Raw genomic sequence first — 22,554 nt, forward strand, 5'->3', positions numbered from 1 at the left:
TTTATTGCTGTTCTTGCGCAGCACCACTTACAATAATAAATTCAGACCTTCTATTCATCTGATACTGTTCTTTAGTGCAGCCAGCGCTACAATCTACTTTAGGTTCTGTTTCTCCTTTTCCTATTCCAGAAATTCGAGAAGCATCAATTCCTTTTGAAATCACATATTGCACTGTGGTTTTAGCTCTTCTTTCTGAAAGGTCCTCATTATAAGTATCAGAACCTCTACTATCTGTATGAGAAGTTGCTTTAATGACCAAATTTGGGTACTTGTTCATGATTTGAACCAATTGATCCAATTCAAAGGCTGCTTTTGATGTGATGTTGGACTTGTCAAAGTCGAAGTAAATGGTCTCAAGATTGATACTGCCAGCAGAAATTAACCTCTCGATAGGTTCTAATTGAATGCTCACTTCCACTTCTTCCTCTTCGGAAGCTTCCACTATCACTTTCTTGCTGTCATAATCTACCATGCTTATTTGCAACTCAGATTCTTGATCACACTCCACAATAAATTCCACCTTACCTTCGGCATTGGTTTGTTTGGTCAACAATTGGTTGCCATCTTTATCTGAAAGTGCTACCGAAGCCCCTTGAATCGGATCTCCCGTAGTATCATCAGTTATAGTTGCGGTAATCAACACGTCACATAATGGCTGCAATTTTTTAATGAGATAAACATCATCACTTCCAACACCACCTTCACGGTTTGAAGACACAAAACCTTCGCCACTTTCCTCATCCAAATAGAAGGCAAAATCATCGGAATTACCACTTATTGGGATTCCTACGTTGCGAATGGGTGCCATCCTCCCGTCAATTTCCCTGGTATAAAACACATCCAAGCCGCCCAAGCCTAAATGACCGTTAGAGGAAAAATACAGCGTTTGGTTGCTACTAACGTATGGGAACATTTCTCGACCAGGGGTATTGACTTTTTGCCCTAAGTTTACGGCTTCCCCTAAAGTACCGTCGTCATTGATGCTTGCTTTATAAATATCGAAAAGACCGAAGCCACCTGGCATGTCTGATGCGAAATAAAGCGTTTTGCCGTCTGGGCTTACCGCTGGATTCTTGACAGAATAATTATTATTGTTCATTTCAAAACCTTGAACATTATTCCAGTTATTACCATCTTTTTTTGCCGTGAACAGCTGTAAGGTGCCGTATTTTACGTTTGAGGTTGAATCCTTTTCAAACTCCTTCTCAAAATAACTCTCCCTTGAGAAATACATGGTATTACCATCTGGGGAAAAGGACACCAGACCCTCGTGGTATTTGGTATTGATTTTATCTTCAACCAATGTAGCTTCTTGAAAAGTACCATCTGTATTTTTTGTGAGTTGGTACATATCCAAAAAAGGCTGTTGGTTCCAGCCATAGGTTTTTCTTGAAGTGTTTCTTGCAGAAGTGATGTACAGCTTTCCATCTTGCAGCGTACCTCCAAAATCTGAATATTCAGTATTGAAGGATGCATTTTGGATATTGAATTTTTTTCCTTTTTCGAGAATTTTCGGTAAATAATTTGGATTTTCAATGAAAGCGATTGCACGTTCATCGCTTGGCCGCATTTGCGCAAATTTTCTCATTTGAACGTTAGACTCTTCGTATTTCCCGTTAGCCTTGAGCATTTGGGAATATTTGATGACCATTTCAGGTTCACTAGAGGTTTCCAAAGCTTTGGCATAGTACATCTCTGCCTCAATAGTTTTGAAAAAATTGTAATACGATTCGGCTAATTGGCTATATACGTAGGCATTTGCATTACCATCATCCACGATTTCTTGATAATCCTCGGCAGCATCAACGAACTCAAATCGATTAAAATGTTTATCTGCTTTTTTAGTATTAGCATCTTGAGCAATTAAGCTAAAACTACTTAACGCTGCGATTGTAATAAGTGTAATTATTTTTTTCATAATGTTTAGCTTAGTTGATTAGAAATATCTAGGTGAGCGTGAAACTTTTTTAGAGAAATTCAAGTCAAATAACAACAAGAATTCGTGAGATGCCGGAGCAAATCGTTTGATATCAGAGGTCACGTTATCATAGGCATAACCCACTCTAATATCTGGGGTAATCGCAAAGTTCACAATACCAGAAAAGGAGTCATCCATGCGGTATGAAGCTCCAAGCTCAAACTTCTCAAAGAATAATGCATTCAAGTTCACATCATATGAGGTTGGTGCCCCAAAAGCCGACTTCACTAAAAACGATGGCTTTAATTTAGTATTCTCGTTTAGCTGAAACACATAACCACCTGTAAGGAAATAATGTCTTTCTTCAGATCCCAGTTTGTTCCCATCGGCATCCAAGTGTACAGAATTCAAGATATTTGGTACCGACGCAGCTAAATAATAATTATCGGTGTAGTAGAAAATTCCAGCACCAATATTTGGGGTTGTAGTACTGATGTTTTGAAAGAATTGATCATCTTGATCTATAAGATCTATCCCTGCAAGACCTATGTCGTGAAACGTGGCACCTGCCTTGATTCCAAAGGCCAAACGATGCTCACCACCCAGTTGCAGTGTATAAGAAAAATCGGCATAAGCGTTGGTTTCTTTGATAGGTCCTATTTCATCTGATATAACAGACAAACCCAATCCTACTTTTTCTCCTACTCGCGTATGACCAAAAAAGGTCGCTGTTTTTGGAGCTCCGTCTATCCCCGCCCACTGGGAGCGGTAAAGAAGTCCAAAAGATAAGCTTTCCTTAGATCCAGCGTAGGCTGGGTTGACCACATTCATATTATACATGTATTGTGTATATTGAGGGTCTTGCTGACCATACACCTGTGTTGCTGCGAGCAATACAATAATGATATAAAGTTTTTTCATCTGTTAATTATTTGATTTAGTTTTTGGTGTGACCTGCTCATGTATTGGAAGGTCGTTATTTATGATTAATTGTGTTGATCCTTAGTTTAACCTTTGTATGTAAACCCATGCGGCACGTTGCTTACCGTTTTGGTATTCCATTGTATAGAAATAGGTGCCCACAGGCAAGTCCTCACCATCATCACTTTGGCCGAACCACTCGTTGGTATAATTACGCTTTTGATACACACGGGTTCCGTTTCTATTGAATATTTCAAGTTTGCTCACATCGTAGCTACTCAAATCAAACGTATCGTTTTTACCATCTCCATTTGGCGAGATGCCTTCAGGAATAACACAGTTTTCCAACTCTATAACTTCTATGGCTGCGCTAGAGGAACACTGTGAGGCATCATTGAAGCTCACTTGAATTTCATAGGTGCCAGCCTCTAAAACTGCTAGGCTCAAATTGGTCTCGCCTGTAATGAGACCTCCATCCCTGTACCATTGTATGGTTACTGCTGAAGCCTCATAATTCCCTGCTGTTGCATTGATCATAATTGGCACAGTAGCATCAGGACAAACCTCGTAATCAAAATCTTCTGCAAACGTAGTATTTGGCAATGGCTTCACGATCAAATCAAATGCGGTTGTAGAATAACAGTCAAAGGATATGTTGCTCTCTACCCTTGCATAAAGCGTTTGGGAGTTTGAGCCATATAAGGTTGAATCGTCAATGGCGTTGGTTCCCGCTTCAGCATCTGCCTCATTCTCATAATAGCTCACGGTAAACTCTTCTTGGCTTTGCCCATCAAGAATGTTAACATCATGTGCAGCTAAATCAAAACTTGCATTGCCTTCAGCTTCGTCGCAAGCCTCAATGTCAACACTTGCAGCTGTTGGTGTAGGTCCAGAGATGACCAAATCGAAACTTGTGGTCGCAAAACAGAAATTGGCATTCGTATCTTCTACCCTTACAAAGATGGTTTGCGGATTTGACACATTGTTATATGGCGATGTTAACGGGTTTGTGCTGGTTTGAGCATCTTGTAAGGTCACATAATAAGTGACATTAAATACCGCTGGATCTTGTTCGCCTAAAATCGTTGCAGTTTGCATTTCCAAATCAAAATTCTCCACCTCATCTCCAGTGGCGTCATCACAGGTCACGATATCTTCAACCGGATTGGCGATGGCCTCTTGACCAAAGGTTATGCTAATCGAATCTTCTGCTTGAGACCCACATTGTTCATCAAAGGCAATAACCGTATAAATATTTGTTTCGGTAACCGTTAAGGTAGCTTCTGTTTCGCCTTCAATCACAAAGCCGTCGGCATACCATACGTATGAATCTGCAAAAGGAGATTCGGCATTCAGTACATAATCTGGAAAACCGCAAAACTCTTGATCAGCACCCAATTCCACCTCTATTTCTGCGGTAATGGTTCCATCGGCAGTACCTCCGTTAGTTTGGGCAATGGAAATCGTACCGGGATCACCTGAGAAATTGGTAACCAAAAGCACATAAATCTCGCCACTCAAGGCATTGTCAATTGTTAAATTTTCAGTGGTTTCAGCAGACCAGCTGCAATCTATAATATTACCAAAAGGATAAAAATCCGGGTTTCCAAAAAAGCCGTTGTTATTAGGGCAATCGTCAGGATCTGGACAACCAGTATCAAGATTGCCACAGGCATTCGCTAAAGAATCAAATGGGCCCCAGAGCGCAAAATCAACATCTAAACCTTCGCCTTGATCGTCGATTTGGTCTATTTGAATTTCGATAAGCCCATCACTTCCTATTTGAATAATATTCCAGGTTGGGTTAGGTGTCGAACTCAAACATGCAATTTCTCCAATACTTGGAACGCCTATTATATTTGAGCTTATCAACGCACCACCATCTTCGGCACAGAAATTTACCGCATTTTCACATATAAGATTGCTGGGTGCTTTCTTAATACAGATGTCAAAGGTGTTTGTTTCAGGATTGCTTCCGCCGGAAAACACTCTCAAATAATAGGTATTCCCTACTACCAATTGCGGACTAACACTTGCATCACCGTTTGTGCAAGCCAATTCAACGAGTCCTTCACAGCTACCTTCATAAAGCCCATGGTCAATATTGAATGTGCCTGTGTTGTTCAAAATTGAAATAACCTGAACCTCATTTTCTGCCACAAACTGAAACCAAACATCATCATCAGGATTACCTTCACAGGAACCATTAGGCACTCCTGAAGGTGTGGCTTCTATTAAGCTGCCAGAAGTTGTAAGATCACATGACGAATCTGTATTAACAGCAACTTCAATGGCATCACAGGGGTTATCGTTATCTGGTGGACAGGCCAAAAGCTGAAACGTCTCGTTCAAAAAACAATTGCTGTCTTGATCATTGTTGATGCTTATGGTCACATCGGTCAAGAAAGGGAAAGGACCAACTTGATAGGTTCCCAGCTCAGTAACTTCGACTGTTGTTGCATTGAAATCGGTTGATATTGTTAAGCTCTCGGCATCACCAAAACTAGTAACATTAACATCTACGAGAAATTGTTCCCCATTTTCACAATCGTTGACCACTTGAAAGCCAGCTGTTGGGTTGATACACGTATTCTCTCTTATGGTTAAAGTATAACCTGTAGATTGTGGCGATGCCCATGTGGAAATGACAATATAATACGTGGTGCCTCCTGTGACAATAAAATCGTCTATAGCCAAATCGTCGGATGAAAATGAATTTAAGGCCCCTGCTTGACAGTTCGTTCCAATGTCGGCGCAATCTGTATACACAAATACACCTGCATAATTATCGGTAAGCTCAGAAAGCTCAATATCAACAGAGGTGTCAACATCTGGCGTGTAAGCATAAACCACATCGTCACCGTTGAGATAGCCAAAGGTGGATCCGCAATTTTCTCCGGCAGAACCGTTGTAATCGTCGAGATAGTTTGCAGTGTCGTCTGAAGTGATATATGGTAAGGGAGTCGTGACGATTATTGGATCTTCGCAAACTTCCCCAGGACCACTAATGCGATATGAAGAAGGGCCAACCCATAAACTAACATCATTGGTGCCGCAAACTGCGCGTACATAAAATTCGTAATTACCGCCTTCTACTAAGCCAGTTGCCTGATAAGGATTATCGGATGTGGCAATACCAGAATCTGATTCAGTTGGGGCAGCGCCTCCTGCATCTTGGTTGATAATTTCCCAAGACGTCTCGCCTGCATTGGCAGTCCAACTGAGATCTGCGGTGGTCTCAGTAATGTTGGCCACTGCTAAATCTGAAGGCTCTTGACAGCTTGGGATATCTCTAACCCTAAAATTGTCTACAAACACATCATTGTCTTCCTCGTCGTTAACCGTGCCTTCAGAACCCAGGATACCGAATTGTACAATCTGCCCAGCATAGGCGCTAAGATCATAAACCACCTGTATGCCCGAAGCGGGAATCACACTATCCTTGTCATAAGTTATAAGCACGGTCCACGTAGCACCATTGTCTGCGCTAATTAAGAGCTGCACGATATCATCAGACCCTAAAGTTCCTGCCGCGCTGCTACTGCCCCATTCCATAATCGCAAAATCAAAGTCGACTTGGTATGGCCCACCGGTTAAATCAAACTGTGGCGACAAGATCCAATCACTCTTGCCAGTAACCCATAAATTAATCTTGTAAGCACCACTAAAACCATTGTTCAAATAGCCATCTGCTCCCCAAGAACCCGCGCCTAATTCCAATGGTCCAGTTGCTGCGGTACCATTATTGGCTTCATCCCAACAATTAGGAATGATCGTTGCAAAATCTTCGGAATAAAAAGGCACAAAAACATCACAGGCAGTAAGAAAGTTTACCGGGCCTTGCCAATTGCTAAAACCATCAGCATCACAGTTAGCTCTCACATACACTTCATAATCGGTCACTGCCGTGAGGCCTGTTGCTGTATAAGGATTGTTGGACGTTGCCTCACCAGAACCGGCTGGCTCCCCTGTTCCTGCTGGCTGCACAGCCACTTCCCATTGGGTTTCAGAACCACCTGCAGCCCAGGCAATGTCTGCCGTAGTCGCGCCAATATTTGAAACGCTAATACCAGAAACAACAGGACAGGTAGGAGGCGTTTCCGAAGTTAGCGTTGGGGATTCAAAACAGAACCCATAATTCCATCCAGAACCGTCAAGATCATCATTATAATAGATTCTATATTTAAATCCAGATAGCTGCGTTGCCGTAAAACTAAAAATATTCAACACTTCGGTGGTGTAAGGCACCCCTGCAACAGAACAAAAATTATCAAAAGGAGCAGCAGTTGTAGTAGTTACAAAAGGAGATCCCCAGTCATTCCAGGTCTCAGCATCGGCATCCCAATATTGGAAAATCAAGAAATCGCTACTCAAAAAACGATGTACGTAATTTCCAGAAACCGTCATCCATGTTTCACCAGCACTGGCTGCTGCGCTAAGATCTATTATTGGTGATGCTGCCGAAACCTCATTATCAGTGCCAGATCCTGCATCATCATCATCATAAGCGAAATTTGCGGTAAGCGTTGGGTCTGCCTCAAAGACATCTGCGTCGTCAAGACCAGTACCCTCGACTAACCAGGCGGTATTTGGCCAATTAGCTGGCTCGTTCACAATTTGAGAATAAGCTCCAGAAACTGCCAATAGCAAAACTAGAACTAAAGTAATTTTTTTCATGTGGGCTATTTTAACTGAATATAATCTAAGATATTGATTAACATTGGTTTAAACTTAATCCTAGGGGCGGAAGATGTTTAATTTTAAAACCAAGACTTGTGTAGGGTTTATCTTTAAATATCCGAAGATAGAAAAAAGTATAATTAACGAACTGTTAACAGTCTTTTAATAGATAAAAAGCAATTATAATCGATAAAAAGAAAAGCGGCCGTCAAGCTAAACTGTTACTAGCTTCAAACGCAAGTACACTGGGAAATGATCACTGAAACCACCCTTGTATTTTGTTCCCACAAAAGTCCCAAACGGCTGCCCTTTGAATTTACCCTCATACGCTTTCAAATACTGAGGATCATAAATATCGGCCTTGTCAAATTTTAGCTGTTTTGACCTGCTTTCGAAAAAATTACTCGTCAACAATATTTGATCGAATAAGTGCCATTTGAACCTGTGTTTGTGACTTCCGCGACTATAGGAGCGCAAAGTTTCCATGGCATTCACAAGCCCAGCTTCGTCTACAAGGTATTTCATGCTGTCGTTATCGGGATCATCGTTGAAGTCTCCCATAACAAGAATCTTGGCTTTTGGGTCATCAAATTGTAGCTGCTCAATAATTTTTAAAACCTTTTTTGCAACAGCCATTCGCTTTATGGCAGAAGATTCCAATCCCTCAAACCGAGATGGCCAGTGATTTACGATAAGATGGATTTTTTCCGAATGCAATTCCCCTGAAACCAAAAGTATATCTCGAGTGAAATACTGAACTCCAGGCTCCTTTTCCAAATAAACCGAAAAGGTTTCAGTATGCATTAGCTCAAACACATCACGATGATAAAGGAGTGCAACGTTAATCCCTCGTTCATCTTGGGAATCAAAATGCACAAAACCATAATTATGATGACGCAGATGTTTGCTTTGGGTCAAATCGTGCAGCACTGTTTCATTTTCAACTTCAGCAAGACCTATGATGGCAGGAAGCATTTCTTCGGAAGGGTCTCCAATCTGAGAAATCACTTGCCCAAGTTTATGAATTTTATCTTCGTAACGCTTTTTGTTCCATCGTCTTTCACTATACGGAATAAAACCGGTATCAAAAACAGCAGAACCTTCCCTGTAATCAAAAAGATTCTCTAAATTGTAGAAAGCTAGGGTATGGGATTTTGAATTGGATGTTTCAGTTTGCACCTTACAAAGGTATCTTTTATAAGGCAATACAAAAGCCTTCGGAATATATAAAAAACCGCTTCCATTTTTTTCCGCGGAAAACAGTCTTTCTTAGTTCAAAAGCAACTATTTCCCATAATTAAGACCTTGCCATCAAAATCATAAAGAATCAAATTTATTCTTTACAGTCAAAGATTGTAAGTTAAAGGAAAAGACTAATAGGCCTAATTGTTTAACTTTGTATCAGATACCACAATATGATAGAGAAAAAAGACATAGAGCTAGAAAAAGCGGTTCTTATTGGTGTAATTACCAAAGATCAAAACGAAGAACAATCCACGGAATATCTTGACGAATTGGAGTTCCTAACCTATACGGCGGGCGGTGAGGTTTTAAAACGTTACACTCAAAAAATAGATGTGCCAAACCCGAAAACCTTTATTGGTACTGGTAAAATGAAAGAGGTGCAGCAATATATCGAGGAGCATGCTGTGGGCACAGCCATTTTTGATGACGAGCTTTCTGCAGCGCAAGAGCGAAATATAAGTAAAATACTCAACTGCAAAGTATTGGATCGTACCAATCTCATTCTGGATATTTTCGCGCAGCGCGCCACAACAAGTTACGCAAGAACCCAAGTGGAACTGGCACAATGTGAATACCTATTGCCAAGACTTAAAGGCATGTGGACTCACTTGGAACGTCAAAAAGGTGGTATTGGGATGCGTGGACCTGGTGAGACTGAAATTGAAACCGATAGACGAATTGTACGTGACAAAATCAGCTTATTGAAAGACAAGATCAAGACGATTGATAAACAAATGGCAGTGCAACGTGGTAACCGTGGTAAAATGGTTAGGGTTGCGCTGGTAGGTTACACCAATGTTGGCAAATCCACTTTGATGAACGTGATTAGCAAAAGTGATGTATTTGCCGAGAATAAATTATTTGCGACATTGGACACGACCGTGAGAAAGGTGGTGATACAGAACCTTCCATTTTTAATGACCGATACCGTTGGATTCATCAGGAAATTACCAACCCAATTGATAGAATCCTTTAAAAGTACATTGGACGAAGTACGCGAAGCAGATTTGCTTTTGCACGTTGTGGATATTTCCCACCCTAATTTTGAGGAACATATAGAATCTGTCAACAAAATTCTGGGAGAAATTGACAGCGCTGATAAACCTATCATTATGGTATTCAACAAAATTGATGCCTACAAAGCAGAGCCTTTGGAGGAGGATGATTTGGTAACGGTTAAAACCGAACAACACTACACCCTAGAGGAATGGAAACGTACCTGGATGAACCGTGTTGGAGATAACGCCTTATTTATTTCTGCCTTGAACAAAGATAATCTCGACAGCTTCAAAAAAAGAATTTATGACGAAGTTAGGGAAATTCACGTGACGCGGTTTCCTTATAATAATTTTCTGTATCCGGATTATTCTGATGAGGAAGAGTAATCAGTTGAATTTGAACTTGAACTTGAACTTGAACTTGAACTTGAACTTGAAAAATAGTGAATCGTCAACCTATAAGTTGAAAGAATGCTGCCTTTTGATGGTTTCTAAATAAAAAAAGGTCATTATCGAAGTTTCGAGAATGACCTTTTTTATTTCAATTTTTACTGGATTAAAACTTGTAGCTCAAACCAACCGTGTAATACGTTTGTAAATCATTATCCACATTATCAAAAGTTAATGGGTCGCCCATATAATCAGCTGGCAATAGACCCAATGCATAACTCAAGGCCTCTTGGTGGTTGCTTCTCAAGGCAAAATCAAATCCTACTCCAATTTTTTTCCAAAGCGTATAGCTAAAAGAGTTGATCCAGGTAAAGTTTGACAAGTCGCTGCTATTATAACTTTGAAAGGTTGCGAAATTAGTCTTGAAATTAATCTTTCCAATTTGTCGCGTATAATCTGCCACAATTTTTGCGCCTAAAGAAGATTCATAAACTGCGCTATTATTTGCAAAGACAAAGTTATAGTTTAAGGGATGAAACACTACGATAAGGTTTTTGGTTGGAGTCCATGTGCCACCAATACCAACATCTAAATATCCGGGATCGTTGAAATTGTCAAGGATTGTGGTTCTATATTCTACCAAAGCAGAGGCCGCTAACTTTTTGCTCAAGTTTCGTCCGTATAAAGAGGAGATGTTAAATACGTCTGTAGTGGGTTCAAAGCTATCATTATCAGTAGGGTCTTCTTTATCATTCAATTTTACCCAGCTCAAATTTGTATTTAAGGAGTTTCTCCAGAAAAATTTATCCTCGATAAAATTCGCATAGGCGTTAACAGTAAACCCAATGTTACCTGAAGAGTTGCTTGGCGTGCCCTGTGCGAACCAATTATTGAAATTAGACAAACTTCCTCCTATGGTACCAAAGGCTCCCAATTTCCAGCCTGGCAAAGCATCTATTTGAGCTTGAAGGGCGTCGGCTTCTTTTTGGGCCGCATCAGCCTCTGCCTGTTTTTCTTTCTTTTGAGTTTGCAACTCTTCCTTGGATTGCGCAAAGCTCAACGCTAGACAAAACATAAAGGCTGCCGTTAAAAACAGTTTTTTAGTCATCTTAATCGTATTTGAATTTCTATGGATTATTTAAGCCTGCAAATATAACAGATGCCTTTTTTGTAACTAAAAATTTGTAGAAAACCAGGAGATGTTTGTCGTGAAAATCAAAGTGGCTGGCCTTACTTTCTTTTAAATAAAGGCACTGAAGAACAGGCTTCCCCGTACATTATGGATTTTGCAACGGGTCTCAATTTGTTGGATAACAAAATATAGGCATTCAGAGGCACCGGTTTGTGGGCACAACCTTTAATGATTAAAGCTTGGTCTTGGTAAGGCAAAACATCCAACCCGTTGATGATGTCTTGATAAATGGATGTTTCCAGAGCCTCCATATTGCCTACACAGATTTTTCTAGCGAAAGGCTGCAGCTCCATTGTAATCAACATAAATGCCCAAGCGGGAATAATAGCGTCACTAGAACAGCTCAGTGCTACAAATTGATTGTCATACTGCGACCAATCATGAGCTTTGACTTGTTGTCTAAACTCCTTTTCGCGCAGCACAAAACCTTCATAAAGCCAGTCTTTAATATCAAAGGGGACACGTTCGCCTTCAGGATAATAATCTTCCAAATCAACCACCATCAACTTACTTAGTGCTACTCTATTTACGATCTCGTCTTGCATGCTGCAAATTTAATGCTTTTTTATTGATAGCCCTTGGCCTGTAGGGTAAAAAGCTCTGAGTATAAAGAATCATTCTCTATGAGTTCTTGATGGGTTCCGAGCTCTAAGACGGTGCCATTTTCCAAGACTAAAATGCGATCTGCTTGCCTTACGGTTGAAAATCGGTGGGAAATGATGATGCTCGTTTTGTTTTTGGTCAGGGCAATAAATCTCTGGAACACATCACTTTCTGCTTTTGCGTCTAATGCGGAAGTGGGCTCGTCAAGAATCATGACTTCTGCATTTTTCATATAAGCTCTTGCCAAGGCCACTTTTTGCCATTGGCCTCCGGAAAGGTCTTGTCCTTTCGCAAAGCGTTTGCCCAATTGCTGGTCGTAGCCTTTTTTTAATTCGGAAATGACCTCGTTGGCCAAGCTTAATTCCGAAGCATTTTCGATTTTTTGCTGATTGTTAAGTTCTTTAATATCGCCAATCGCAATATTCTCTCTTGCGGTAAATTCATATTTGAAAAAATCCTGAAAGATAACCCCGAAGTAGTTTTGGTAATCGGCTTTATTAAAGCGGTTGATATTTATGCCGTCTAAATAAATAGCGCCAGAAGTAGGCTCATAAAACCGAAGCAATAATTTGGTCAAGGTGGTTTTTCCCGCACCATTTTGACCTACAAAAGCCAATTTCTCACCAACCTTCATTTCAAAACTGATGCCCTTCAGAATTTCAGTGTCTGAACCTGGATAGCCAAATCGAACATCTTTAAACTCGAATCCAAGCCTTATGGTCTTAGGTAAGTGTTGGTCTTCCGTAATTTTTGGCTCTATGGAAATATCTATAAACTCGAAATAATCTTTCAGATACAGAGCACTTTCGGTAATTCGAGTGAATTTTGAGAAAAACTCCTGAAGATTCTTCGTAAGCCTATTGAAAGCACCAGATAAAAAGGTCAGTTCTCCCAAGGTAATCACACCAGTTACCACTCTGTAAATAATAAACACATAAGCGCCATAATAACTGAGCGTACCCAAAACATTGAATACAAATCCCAATGCCGAGCGCTTTACCGCCAATTTTTTATTAAGGTCAAAATAATCCTGAGACAAACGCTGAAACCGGTCTACAATAAAATCGGTCAAACCAAAAAGCTTGATTTCTTTGGCGGTTTCGTTATTGGCGCCAATATACCTGAGGTAATCGAGTTCGCGTCTCTCGGCAGTCCAACCCCTAGCCAGCGAATATTGCTGTTGGCTAAACCAAATTTCATTGATGAAAGAGGGGATGATACTTAATACTAAAAGAATGATAAGATAAGGTTCAAAATAAATCAAACCCGCGATGAGTGTCCCAATGGAAATGAGACTTTGGAGCTCGCCCAAAGCATTGCTCATCAAACCTACGCGACCCGTAGTTTGGGTCCTGGCGCGCTCCAGTTTATCGTAAAACTCTGAATCTTCCAACAAGCTCATATCGATCTTGCTGGTTTTTCTCATGATGCTTACCGAGGACTTGATGGAATAGGCATCACCAAGCAGCCCATCGGTTAAGGAAATCGCTCGACTTACCAAATCGGAAACAACAATAAGCCCAAACTCAATACCTACATATAACCATAGTCTGGAAAGATCGGCAGTTTCTACTTGGGCTTGGAGCACAATTTCATCGATGATGATTTTTCCGATCCACAAAATAATGACCGGTAAAATCGCAGCAATAAGTCGGCAAAACGCGGAACCTAAAAAGAGACTTTTGTTGGTTCTCCAGATTTCCTTAAAAAAGCGCGGAATAAAAACCAAAGCACTAAATGAGCCCTTGAAATTTACCTTTTTCTTTTCGGAAAGTGATTGCAGACCTCTTCTAGCCATGCGCTATTGGGGTAATTGGGTAACAGATTGAATGGCGAAGCATTAAAGCATCCCCAGTTCCAACTTGGCTTCCTCACTCATCAATTCCTGCGTCCATGGCGGATCGAAAGTGATTTCCACCTCAGCGGTTTTCACGTCGTTAAGCGAGCGTACTTTTTCCTCTACTTCCGCAGGTAAACTTTCAGCCACTGGGCAATTGGGAGAGGTCAAGGTCATTAAGATTTTAACATCGTAATCCTCATTGACAAAGACGTCATAAATCAATCCCAACTCATAAATATCCACAGGAATTTCTGGATCGTAGATGGTTTTTAGAATTCTTACTATTTTTTCGCCTAAAGCGTTGGTATCTATTTTAGTTTCCATTTTTATCAGTTTAAAGTTTCGGGTTCAAGATTCAAAGTTGTTCCAAACAAACTTTGAATCTTGAATCTTGATTTTCAATTCAGTTGAGTTTGGTAGGCGATGGCATACATTTTTAGTTGCTTGATCATGCTTACCAAACCATTGGCTCTGGTGGGCGACAAATGCTCTTTGAGCCCGATTTTGTCGATAAAATCGGTATTGGCTTCAATAATGGCTTTTGGATGCTGGTCTGAAAACGTACGAATCAAAATAGCGATAATGCCTTTGGTAATGATGGCGTCGCTATCGGCAGTGAACAAGACTTTATCGCCCTCCAAATCGGCATGCACCCATACCCTACTTTGGCAGCCTTTAATGATATTGTCTTCGGTTTTATATTGTTCGGCAATCAATGGTAGGGATTTCCCTAAATCAATCATGTATTGGTAACGTTCTTCCCAATCCTCAAACATATCAAACTCGTCTATAATCTCGTTTTGTATTTCTGTAATCGTCATAAATCTTGTAAATGGGTTTACATTCATTTAAGTGGCAAAGATACAACATCTAAGGCTACTCTTCGACCATCTTAGCTTTGAGCGCCAATAGTTTTTCGACCAGTGCTTTTATGGCTTCAGGCGGATTACCATGGTCAAAGGTTTTAGTTTCGTAGCTGCTTTTTTCAGAAGTGATATTTAGGGTTGCCATGGCTGCGCCATCGTACTGGTGAGCTTTGGAAGGTGCTTCCAACTGCGGCATTGTTTTCAAATCTACGGCATTTAACAAATTTACTAAAGTTGTCTTTTCGTTCTTCGGAAGAATATTGGAAACCACAACCTTGCCATAACGATCATTTGTGAATTTCACGGAATCGCCTTCCACCCAAATTTTTTCGTAAAAACCTCGGGTGTTGGCTTCGTAAGTCATGGTCAAATCCTTCTGAAAAGCTTCAGTTTTGAGAACTTCAGACTTAGTTTCAGCCGAAGCTTCCGCTTTTTTTTGGTTGCATTCCTTTGCTGAAGCAAAAATGACTAAAAAACAAAATAATATTTTCATAAGCCTTCCGCATTAACTAATCAATAACCTTGGGGGCAAGCCCACAAGGTATGAATTGAAAGTGGTTCTTTGTATTTCGAGGCAAGCCTCGGGGAATAAAACCCTCTGGAGGGATTCAACCCAAACGATCGCAAAACTAAATAGTCTATTTTAAGATAGCATCATCTTTGCCTTCTTCACGCCTTCCACCAAGGCATCAACTTCCGCTTTTGTGTTGTAAAATGCGAAAGAAGCTCGTACCGTTCCAGGAATCTTAAAGAAGTCCATAACAGGTTGGGCGCAATGATGGCCTGTTCTTACGGCAATGCCCATTTTATCGAGAATGGTGCCAATGTCATAAGGATGGATGCCTTGGATATTAAAGGAAATCACAGATGTTTTTTCATTCAAATCTTTCGGTCCATAAATTTTTAGACCTTCAATTTGTGATAATTTATCCGTAGCATATTCTAATAGCTCGTGTTCATATTCAGCAATAGCCTCAAAACCGATGGCGTTCATATAATCCAAAGCTGCCCCAAAAGCGATGCCTCCGGAAATATTTGGCGTACCTGCTTCAAATTTATGCGGTAAATCGGCATAGGTGGTTTTTTCAAAAGTAACTTCAGCAATCATTTCGCCACCACCTTGATAAGGTGGTAATTTGTTGAGCCAATCTTGCTTCCCGTAAAGCATACCAACACCGGTTGGGCCACAGATTTTGTGGGCGGAGGTCACGTAGAAATCCACATCCAAAGCTTGAAGGTCTGGTTTGATATGCGGGCAAGACTGCGCGCCATCAATCAAGACCGCTGCGTTGACTTCGTGTGCTTTTTTGATGATCGTTTCAATGGGGTTGATAGTGCCCAAAGCATTAGAGATGTGATTTACGAATACCAATTTAGTACGCTCAGATAGCATGGCTCCAAAATCTGCCATAATCAACTGCCCATTATCATCCATTGGGATGACCCTCAGGGTAGCTCCTGTGCGCTCACATAACATTTGCCAAGGCACAATGTTACTGTGATGCTCCAATGCCGACACTAAAATCTCGTCGCCTTTTTCTATTAAATTCGAAAATCCGCTAGCAACAAGGTTAATGCCGTGTGTGGTGCCAGCGGTCATGATGACCTCATGGCTATGTTTTATATTAAAGTGTTCTTGAATTTTTAGGCGTGCTCCCTCATATAAATCGGTCGCTTCCTGGCTCAAGGTATGCACCCCTCTATGGATATTGGCGTTGTAATTGGAATAGTAATCCACGATTACATCAATAACCTGCTGTGGGGTTTGCGAGGTGGCTGCATTATCGAGATAAACCAAAGGTTTCCCGTTGATTTTTCGGTTGAGAATTGGGAAATCTGTTCTTATTTTTTGTACGTCTAACATGTTCTTAAATTGCTAGAGCAAAGATACAAAGCATTGCGCTTAAAGTAAAACTTATAACAATGCTTTAAGAGGCGCAAAAAAATATTGCATTTATTTAGGATACATTTGTATAAAAATATAGTTCTATGCTAGGTATAGCAAAAAGTTAAGTTTCAAAGGAAACGAAGGTGTAACACTACATCCCGTTCAACGCAACGAATTTGGAAACAATGATAGAACACTATATCGTTTTACCAAAGATGAAAAAAATGTGGTTTCAGTAATGTTGTTGTCTTCCCATGGCACTGTAAAGCATATTGTCTTCAACAAAAAAGAGATTGCCGATTAGCAATCTCTTTTTTGGTTCTAAACGAAAGCTCACAGTTTTCAAATACCTGTGAGCTTTGTTTTAAGATTTATTATAAGTCAAATCCAAGATTCACTCCTAATTTGTTGGCAATGATTTTAGTGATACGTTGCTTGATTTCAGGAATTTTAACCGAATTCATTACGTTATTACTAAATGCAAACATCAATAGCGCTCTGGCTTCTTTTTCTGGAATACCACGGGACTGCATGTAAAACATGGCATCTTCATCTAATTGACCGATGGTACAACCGTGGGAACATTTTACATCATCTGCAAAAATTTCCAATTGCGGTTTGGTATTGATAGACGCTTTGTCAGTCAACAAAATATTATTGTTGGACTGAAAGGCATTTGTTTTCTGCGCTTCCTTGTTCACTAAGACTTTCCCGTTAAAAACACCCGTAGAGCGGTCGCCAAAAATACCTTTATAATCTTGGTGGCTCTCACAATTAGGCTCAATATGATGCACCAAGGTATTATGATCTACGTGCTGCTTATCACCAATAATCGTCACACCTTTCAAGGTAGAATCGATTCGTTCGCCTTCCTGATAAAAGCTGAGATTGTTTCGGGTCAAGTTGCCGCCAAAGGAAAATGTATGCACAGAGGCATGGCTTTCATCCTTCTGTTTAATGAACGTATTATCAATCAATGACGCACTCTGCTTATCGTTTTGAATCTTATAATAATCGACAATGGAGCGTTTGCCAGCAAAAATCTCGGTAACACAATTGGTCAAAACTGGATTCTCGGTCAAACTTTGATGACGCTCAATAATTTGAACGTGCGAATTCTCATCCACAACAATCAAGTTGCGTGGCTGTAACATCAAGGCCGATTCATTCCCTGTTGAAAAATGTACAATTTGGATTGGTTTTTCCACCAATTTATTCTTCGGAATATGAATATAAGCACCTTCTTGGGAAAATGCGGTATTTAGTGAAGAGATGCTATCTTTTGTTGCCGCCTTATTGAAATAATTTTCAATGATAGGCCTATACTTAGGTTTCGCCAATGCTGAAGACATCAAGCACACATCAATCCCCTCGTGGGTAGTTTGAGATAAGTGCGAGGAATATTTACCATCGATAAAAATGATCTTGTAACTATCTATATCGTTAATAAGATATTTTTTGATGTCTCGATATTCCGTATGATTCTCTTGTTTTGGGAATACGCTATAATCGTGTTTCAAAATACTATTCAGCGAGGTGTATTTCCAGTCCTCATTGCGTTTTGAGGGAAAGCCTTCGTCTTCAAATGTCTTGATGGCCTCACTGCGCACATCGTGAATTGGTGACTCAACGTCCACCAAATTCTCAAATGCCATAAATGAGGATACCAGTTTATCTTTTAATTCCATCTTTTTTCAGTCTTCAGTTTTCAGCCGGCAGTCTTCATCTTGCTATTTATATGCAACATCTGACTTTCCTATAAAAACTAATTCAATTTAATGCCTATTATTTGTCTTCGTTTTCAGTCTTGTCTCAAAGCATTTCACTATGGACTTAAGACTGCTAACTGCAACCTTTAATCAAGCTCCACTTCTTCTTTAATCCAATCGTAACCTTTTTCTTCTAGCTTGTGCGCCAATTCTTTAGAACCAGATTTCACGATGCGACCTTCGTGCAGAACGTGCACAAAATCGGGTATAATGTGATCTAACAAGCGTTGGTAGTGTGTAATTACGATTACTGCGTTGTCTTTGGTTTTTAATGCATTCACGCCGTCGGCAACAATGCGCAACGCATCGATATCCAGTCCAGAATCAGTTTCGTCCAAAATCGCCAATTTAGGCTCTAACATGGCCATTTGGAAAATTTCGTTACGTTTTTTCTCGCCTCCAGAAAAGCCTTCGTTTAAAGAACGGGAGAGAAACTTGCGGTCAATCGCCAGCATCTCCGATTTCTCACGAATCATCTTCAACATATCCTTTGCAGGCATATCGTCAAGACCGTTGGCCTTGCGATTTGCGTTGATTGCTGTTTTTATGAAATTAGTGACGGAAACGCCAGGAATCTCGATTGGGTATTGAAAAGACAAGAACACACCCTTGTGGGCACGTTCATCTGCCGACAATTCATCAATATCTTCGCCTTCCAAAAGAATTTGGCCTTTCTCGACCTCGTATTCTTCCTTACCTGCAATCACATTGGCCAAGGTGCTTTTACCAGAGCCATTTGGCCCCATGATAGCGTGTACTTCGCCTGCTTTAACCTCGAGGTTGATACCTCTTAATATTTCTTTTCCTTCAACACTTGCGTGCAAATCTATTATCTTTAACATACTTTTCAGTTCAAAGTTTAGGGTTTCGAATTCAATATTACATCTCTGTTCGGCTTCCCATATTTTTTATTTACTTTCCTTGTTCTCTAATCTAATTACTTCGTTATCTCCTGCTTTTGGAGGGGAGACTTTCAGGATTTCCTTGATCTCTATGCGGTTTTCCCAGCCTATTTCATTTTCAGGCTTTTTGAATAGTCGGCCTCGAATTGTGACCGGCACCATATCTGTGGACTCTTTTTTATAAGCTTGCACCTTTTTATTCAAGTCCTGCATTTTCTCATTGACCACAACACCTATCATTCCGGATGGTGTTTGCAAAACTGCTGCATCGTCATAATAAACAAATGTACCTTGTACGGTAATCAAACCGTCATTTTGAAGCTCGGTTTTAGCATTTTCACTCATCTGTTCATTGGCTTCGGAAGGTTTTTCTGCTTCCGATTTTGCTTCGTCTTTACAGCTGATGATTGTCAAAATCATGAGCATGATCAACAGGGTTTTTTTCATGTTTCCTTTCCGTGAAAACGGATTTCTTTTTAATTCAACTCCAATTAGAAACCTGGTATAAATTTATGTGATTCCTGCATCTGCAGAAATTGGTTATCCTACGCTACCTTCCAAACTAATCTCCAATAGTTTTTGTGCTTCCACAGCAAATTCCATTGGGAGCTTATTGAGCACTTCCTTGCTAAATCCATTCACGATAAGTGCGATAGCCTTTTCGGTATCGATACCGCGTTGGTTGCAATAAAAGATCTGATCCTCGCCAATTTTGCTCGTGGTTGCCTCATGCTCTACTTTAGCCGATTTGTTTTTGGCTTCAATATAAGGGAAGGTGTGTGCACCACAGGCGTTACCCATCAACAAACTATCGCATTGGGAGAAATTTCTGGCATTATCAGCTCGTGCGCTAATGTGAACCAACCCACGATAGGAGTTTTGAGAATGACCTGCCGAAATCCCTTTAGAGATAATCGTCGATTTTGTATTCTTGCCCAAATGGATCATTTTAGTCCCTGTATCGGCTTGCTGGTAATTATTGGTCACTGCAATGGAATAAAATTCCCCTACAGAGTTATCGCCCTTCAAAATACAACTAGGATATTTCCAAGTAATGGCAGAACCGGTCTCGACCTGGGTCCAAGAGATTTTGGCGTTTTTCTCGCAAATACCTCGTTTGGTTACGAAGTTGTAAACACCGCCTTTACCTTCTGCATTACCAGGATACCAGTTTTGAACGGTAGAATACTTGATTTCGGCATCGTCCAAGGCAATGAGTTCCACCACTGCGGCGTGCAATTGGTTTTCATCACGACTTGGCGCGGTGCAGCCCTCTAGATAACTCACATAACTGCCTTCATCGGCAATAAGCAAGGTTCTCTCAAACTGGCCAGTACCCGCTTGGTTGATTCTGAAATAGGTGGACAATTCCATTGGGCAGCGCACCCCTTTAGGGATGTAGCAAAAACTACCGTCGCTAAAGACCGCACTATTGAGTGCCGCATAGAAATTATCCCGTTGTGGCACTACAGTTCCTAAATATTTTTTGACCAATGCTGGATGCTCCCGGATCGCTTCGGAAATGGAACAGAAAATAATGCCTTTCTCCCCCAAGGATTTTTTGAATGAAGTCGCAACGGAAACTGAATCGACCACGACATCCATCGCAACACCGGCGAGCATTTTCTGCTCATCCAGCGAAATCCCTAATTTTTTGAAAGTGTCCAACAATTCTGGATCCACCTCATCCAAGCTCTCGTATTTCGGCTTTTTATTTGGTGCGGAATAGTAGGAAATTCCCTGAAAATCTGGTTTTTTATAATTTACATTGGCCCATTCTGGCTCAATCATGCTTTCCCAATACCGATAAGCTTCCAATCGCCACTCGGTCATCCATTCCGGCTCCTCCTTTTTCATGGAAATCGCACGCACTACATCTTCATTCAAACCTACAGGAAAGGTGTCCGATTCTATATCTGTATAAAATCCGTACTCATATTCCTTGGTTTTTAACTCCTCGCGTAAATCGTCTTCTGTATATTTCATATTCCGAGTTTAAAATTTAAAATTCAAAGTTGGGCTAATCTGCTTTATATTTGCTTCCCTTTAAATCACTTGATTTCAGATAATTCATAAAACCTCCAATCATTTTTCCCAAAACGATTGTTTGTTCGTAAAGCTTTTTGAACTCTTCATTTTTTAATGCAATTTCTATCCAAAACCCTATACAATTGCGACCTTGTTTCGCCGCATGAAGCTTTTGAAATAGATAGAAACTGGATAAACTTCCTGTTTCCGTTTCGTTCAAAGCCTTCCGCAATATTATCCATTACGGAACCCGAAGAACCATCTATTTGACTGTATAACTTATAATCTGTTCTCAAATCGCTGCTATTGGCTATCTTATTGATGTCATTGCAGAGCATTCGAGATAATTTCCAAATCTCCAAATCCTCAAATTTATTTACCGTTGCCATAACTTTGAATCTTGAACCTTGAACGTTGAACTGCTATAGAGAAAAACTCTCCCCGCAACCACAAGTCCTGTTCGCATTTGGGTTATTAAATACAAACCCAGCACCGTTTAACCCTCCGGAATATTCCAAAGTAGTGCCAATGAGGTAAAGAAAACTCTTTTTATCCACAATGATTTTTACGCCATTGTCTTCAAAGACCTTATCTTCCTCCTGTTTTTCGTGATCAAACTTGAGATCATAAGACAAACCGGAACAGCCACCACTTTTCACGCCAACGCGCACAAAGTCGATAGTACTGTTAAATCCGTCCTCGCTCATAAGCTCAACGACCTTCTTTTTAGCTGTTTCTGATACTTTAATCATTCGTAATATGGGTTATGTCCTAATAGATTGCAAATATACGATATATGTAGGGTTTAACCATAGCAACTAACATTATATTGGCAAATGACGGGATAGGCTTTTACTATGCGCCAACAGCCTAGAAAGCAGAAAAATAAACGCCCTTAAAAGGATCGAGAAGTTTAAAGAAATACCATGAAATTGAACGCAGCGTTTTACAACGATTAACAGCCAACGAAGACCTATTCCTTCCGTAGAAAAAGGAAAAATTTACCGAACTGTGAAATGATTTTATTAAATGGAAAATTGCCTTTCGGAAGACTTTCTCTTGAGCAGAAACAATTGCCTTAATGCATTCGAGATCTTCTCATTTTTATACGGAAGCTCTTGAACTTCGCCATTGGCATCCATATTCACTTTTGTCTTGCAGCTAGTGCAGATAAATTTACGACAGTGATGGGACTTTTCGGAAGTAGTGTAGACAGGTTCGAGGTTGTGCCCAAAAATAGAGCACGATAATTCGTGAGTAGTAGTTTTCATAAGTAGGTTAATCAATTTGGGATGACTAAATTAGCCATTAAAT

At 40.3% G+C, this 22,554-nt stretch carries 18 protein-coding genes and 1 pseudogene; 1 reads left to right on the top strand and 18 read right to left on the bottom strand.

Annotated elements, in window-relative coordinates; translation table 11 throughout:
- Position 1: 1 nt before the first annotated feature.
- From ESY88_RS07865 to ESY88_RS07880, 4 genes are all read right to left on the bottom strand, one after another.
- Positions 2-1,918, bottom strand: a complete 1,917-nt coding sequence (locus ESY88_RS07865; protein WP_147086146.1) for an OmpA family protein — start codon at positions 1,916-1,918, stop codon at positions 2-4.
- Positions 1,919-1,936: 18 nt separating this feature from the next.
- Positions 1,937-2,839: a PorP/SprF family type IX secretion system membrane protein gene (locus tag ESY88_RS07870; protein WP_147086145.1), complete on the bottom strand. Its 903-nt coding sequence runs from the start codon at positions 2,837-2,839 to the stop codon at positions 1,937-1,939.
- A gap of 81 nt (positions 2,840-2,920) precedes the next feature.
- Positions 2,921-7,516, bottom strand: a complete 4,596-nt coding sequence (locus ESY88_RS07875) for a T9SS type B sorting domain-containing protein (RefSeq protein ID WP_147086144.1) — start codon at positions 7,514-7,516, stop codon at positions 2,921-2,923.
- A 216-nt stretch (positions 7,517-7,732) separates the two neighbouring features.
- On the bottom strand, positions 7,733-8,698 hold the full coding sequence (locus ESY88_RS07880; RefSeq protein ID WP_147086143.1) for an endonuclease/exonuclease/phosphatase family protein: 966 nt from the start codon (positions 8,696-8,698) through the stop codon (positions 7,733-7,735).
- Between the two features lie 236 nt (positions 8,699-8,934).
- Between ESY88_RS07880 and hflX the strand changes: the two genes are divergently transcribed.
- Positions 8,935-10,149 (top strand): GTPase HflX, encoded by a 1,215-nt coding sequence (gene hflX / locus ESY88_RS07885; protein WP_147086142.1) that lies wholly within the window; start codon positions 8,935-8,937, stop codon positions 10,147-10,149.
- 169 nt (positions 10,150-10,318) lie between these two features.
- Here hflX and ESY88_RS07890 read toward each other — a convergent pair whose 3' ends face one another.
- From ESY88_RS07890 to ESY88_RS07955, 14 genes and pseudogenes are all read right to left on the bottom strand, one after another.
- Positions 10,319-11,260: a DUF3078 domain-containing protein gene (locus ESY88_RS07890; RefSeq protein WP_147086141.1), complete on the bottom strand. Its 942-nt coding sequence runs from the start codon at positions 11,258-11,260 to the stop codon at positions 10,319-10,321.
- A 122-nt stretch (positions 11,261-11,382) separates the two neighbouring features.
- On the bottom strand, positions 11,383-11,889 hold the full coding sequence (locus ESY88_RS07895; protein WP_147086140.1) for a DUF2480 family protein: 507 nt from the start codon (positions 11,887-11,889) through the stop codon (positions 11,383-11,385).
- Positions 11,890-11,909: 20 nt separating this feature from the next.
- A complete protein-coding gene (locus ESY88_RS07900) occupies positions 11,910-13,745 on the bottom strand; it encodes an ABC transporter ATP-binding protein (protein WP_147086139.1) in 1,836 nt (611 codons plus the stop codon).
- Positions 13,746-13,787: 42 nt separating this feature from the next.
- Positions 13,788-14,111, bottom strand: coding sequence for an SUF system Fe-S cluster assembly protein (locus tag ESY88_RS07905; RefSeq protein WP_147086138.1), 324 nt, complete (start codon positions 14,109-14,111; stop codon positions 13,788-13,790).
- Between the two features lie 74 nt (positions 14,112-14,185).
- Positions 14,186-14,608 (bottom strand): SufE family protein, encoded by a 423-nt coding sequence (locus ESY88_RS07910; protein ID WP_147086137.1) that lies wholly within the window; start codon positions 14,606-14,608, stop codon positions 14,186-14,188.
- A 55-nt stretch (positions 14,609-14,663) separates the two neighbouring features.
- Positions 14,664-15,146 (bottom strand): hypothetical protein, encoded by a 483-nt coding sequence (locus ESY88_RS07915; RefSeq protein WP_147086136.1) that lies wholly within the window; start codon positions 15,144-15,146, stop codon positions 14,664-14,666.
- A gap of 150 nt (positions 15,147-15,296) precedes the next feature.
- Entirely contained in the window at positions 15,297-16,517 is a 1,221-nt protein-coding gene (locus ESY88_RS07920; protein ID WP_147086135.1) for an aminotransferase class V-fold PLP-dependent enzyme, read from the bottom strand.
- 398 nt (positions 16,518-16,915) lie between these two features.
- A complete protein-coding gene (sufD, locus tag ESY88_RS07925; RefSeq protein WP_147086134.1) occupies positions 16,916-18,229 on the bottom strand; it encodes a Fe-S cluster assembly protein SufD in 1,314 nt (437 codons plus the stop codon).
- Between the two features lie 167 nt (positions 18,230-18,396).
- Positions 18,397-19,152: a Fe-S cluster assembly ATPase SufC gene (gene sufC, locus ESY88_RS07930; RefSeq protein ID WP_147086133.1), complete on the bottom strand. Its 756-nt coding sequence runs from the start codon at positions 19,150-19,152 to the stop codon at positions 18,397-18,399.
- Between the two features lie 66 nt (positions 19,153-19,218).
- Positions 19,219-19,659 carry a hypothetical protein gene (locus ESY88_RS07935; RefSeq protein WP_147086132.1) on the bottom strand — a complete coding sequence of 147 codons (441 nt, stop codon included), beginning with the start codon at positions 19,657-19,659 and terminating at the stop codon, positions 19,219-19,221.
- Positions 19,660-19,752: 93 nt separating this feature from the next.
- Positions 19,753-21,198: a Fe-S cluster assembly protein SufB gene (gene sufB, locus ESY88_RS07940; RefSeq protein WP_147086131.1), complete on the bottom strand. Its 1,446-nt coding sequence runs from the start codon at positions 21,196-21,198 to the stop codon at positions 19,753-19,755.
- Positions 21,199-21,232: 34 nt separating this feature from the next.
- Positions 21,233-21,629, bottom strand: a pseudogene (locus ESY88_RS07945) (four helix bundle protein).
- Positions 21,630-21,662: 33 nt separating this feature from the next.
- On the bottom strand, positions 21,663-21,992 hold the full coding sequence (locus tag ESY88_RS07950) for a HesB/IscA family protein (protein ID WP_147086130.1): 330 nt from the start codon (positions 21,990-21,992) through the stop codon (positions 21,663-21,665).
- Between the two features lie 273 nt (positions 21,993-22,265).
- Positions 22,266-22,511, bottom strand: a complete 246-nt coding sequence (locus ESY88_RS07955) for a hypothetical protein (protein ID WP_147086129.1) — start codon at positions 22,509-22,511, stop codon at positions 22,266-22,268.
- Positions 22,512-22,554: the final 43 nt, after the last annotated feature.

Origin of the sequence: Subsaximicrobium wynnwilliamsii, from assembly GCF_007997225.1 — a bacterium.
Taxonomy (GTDB): domain Bacteria; phylum Bacteroidota; class Bacteroidia; order Flavobacteriales; family Flavobacteriaceae; genus Psychroserpens; species Psychroserpens wynnwilliamsii.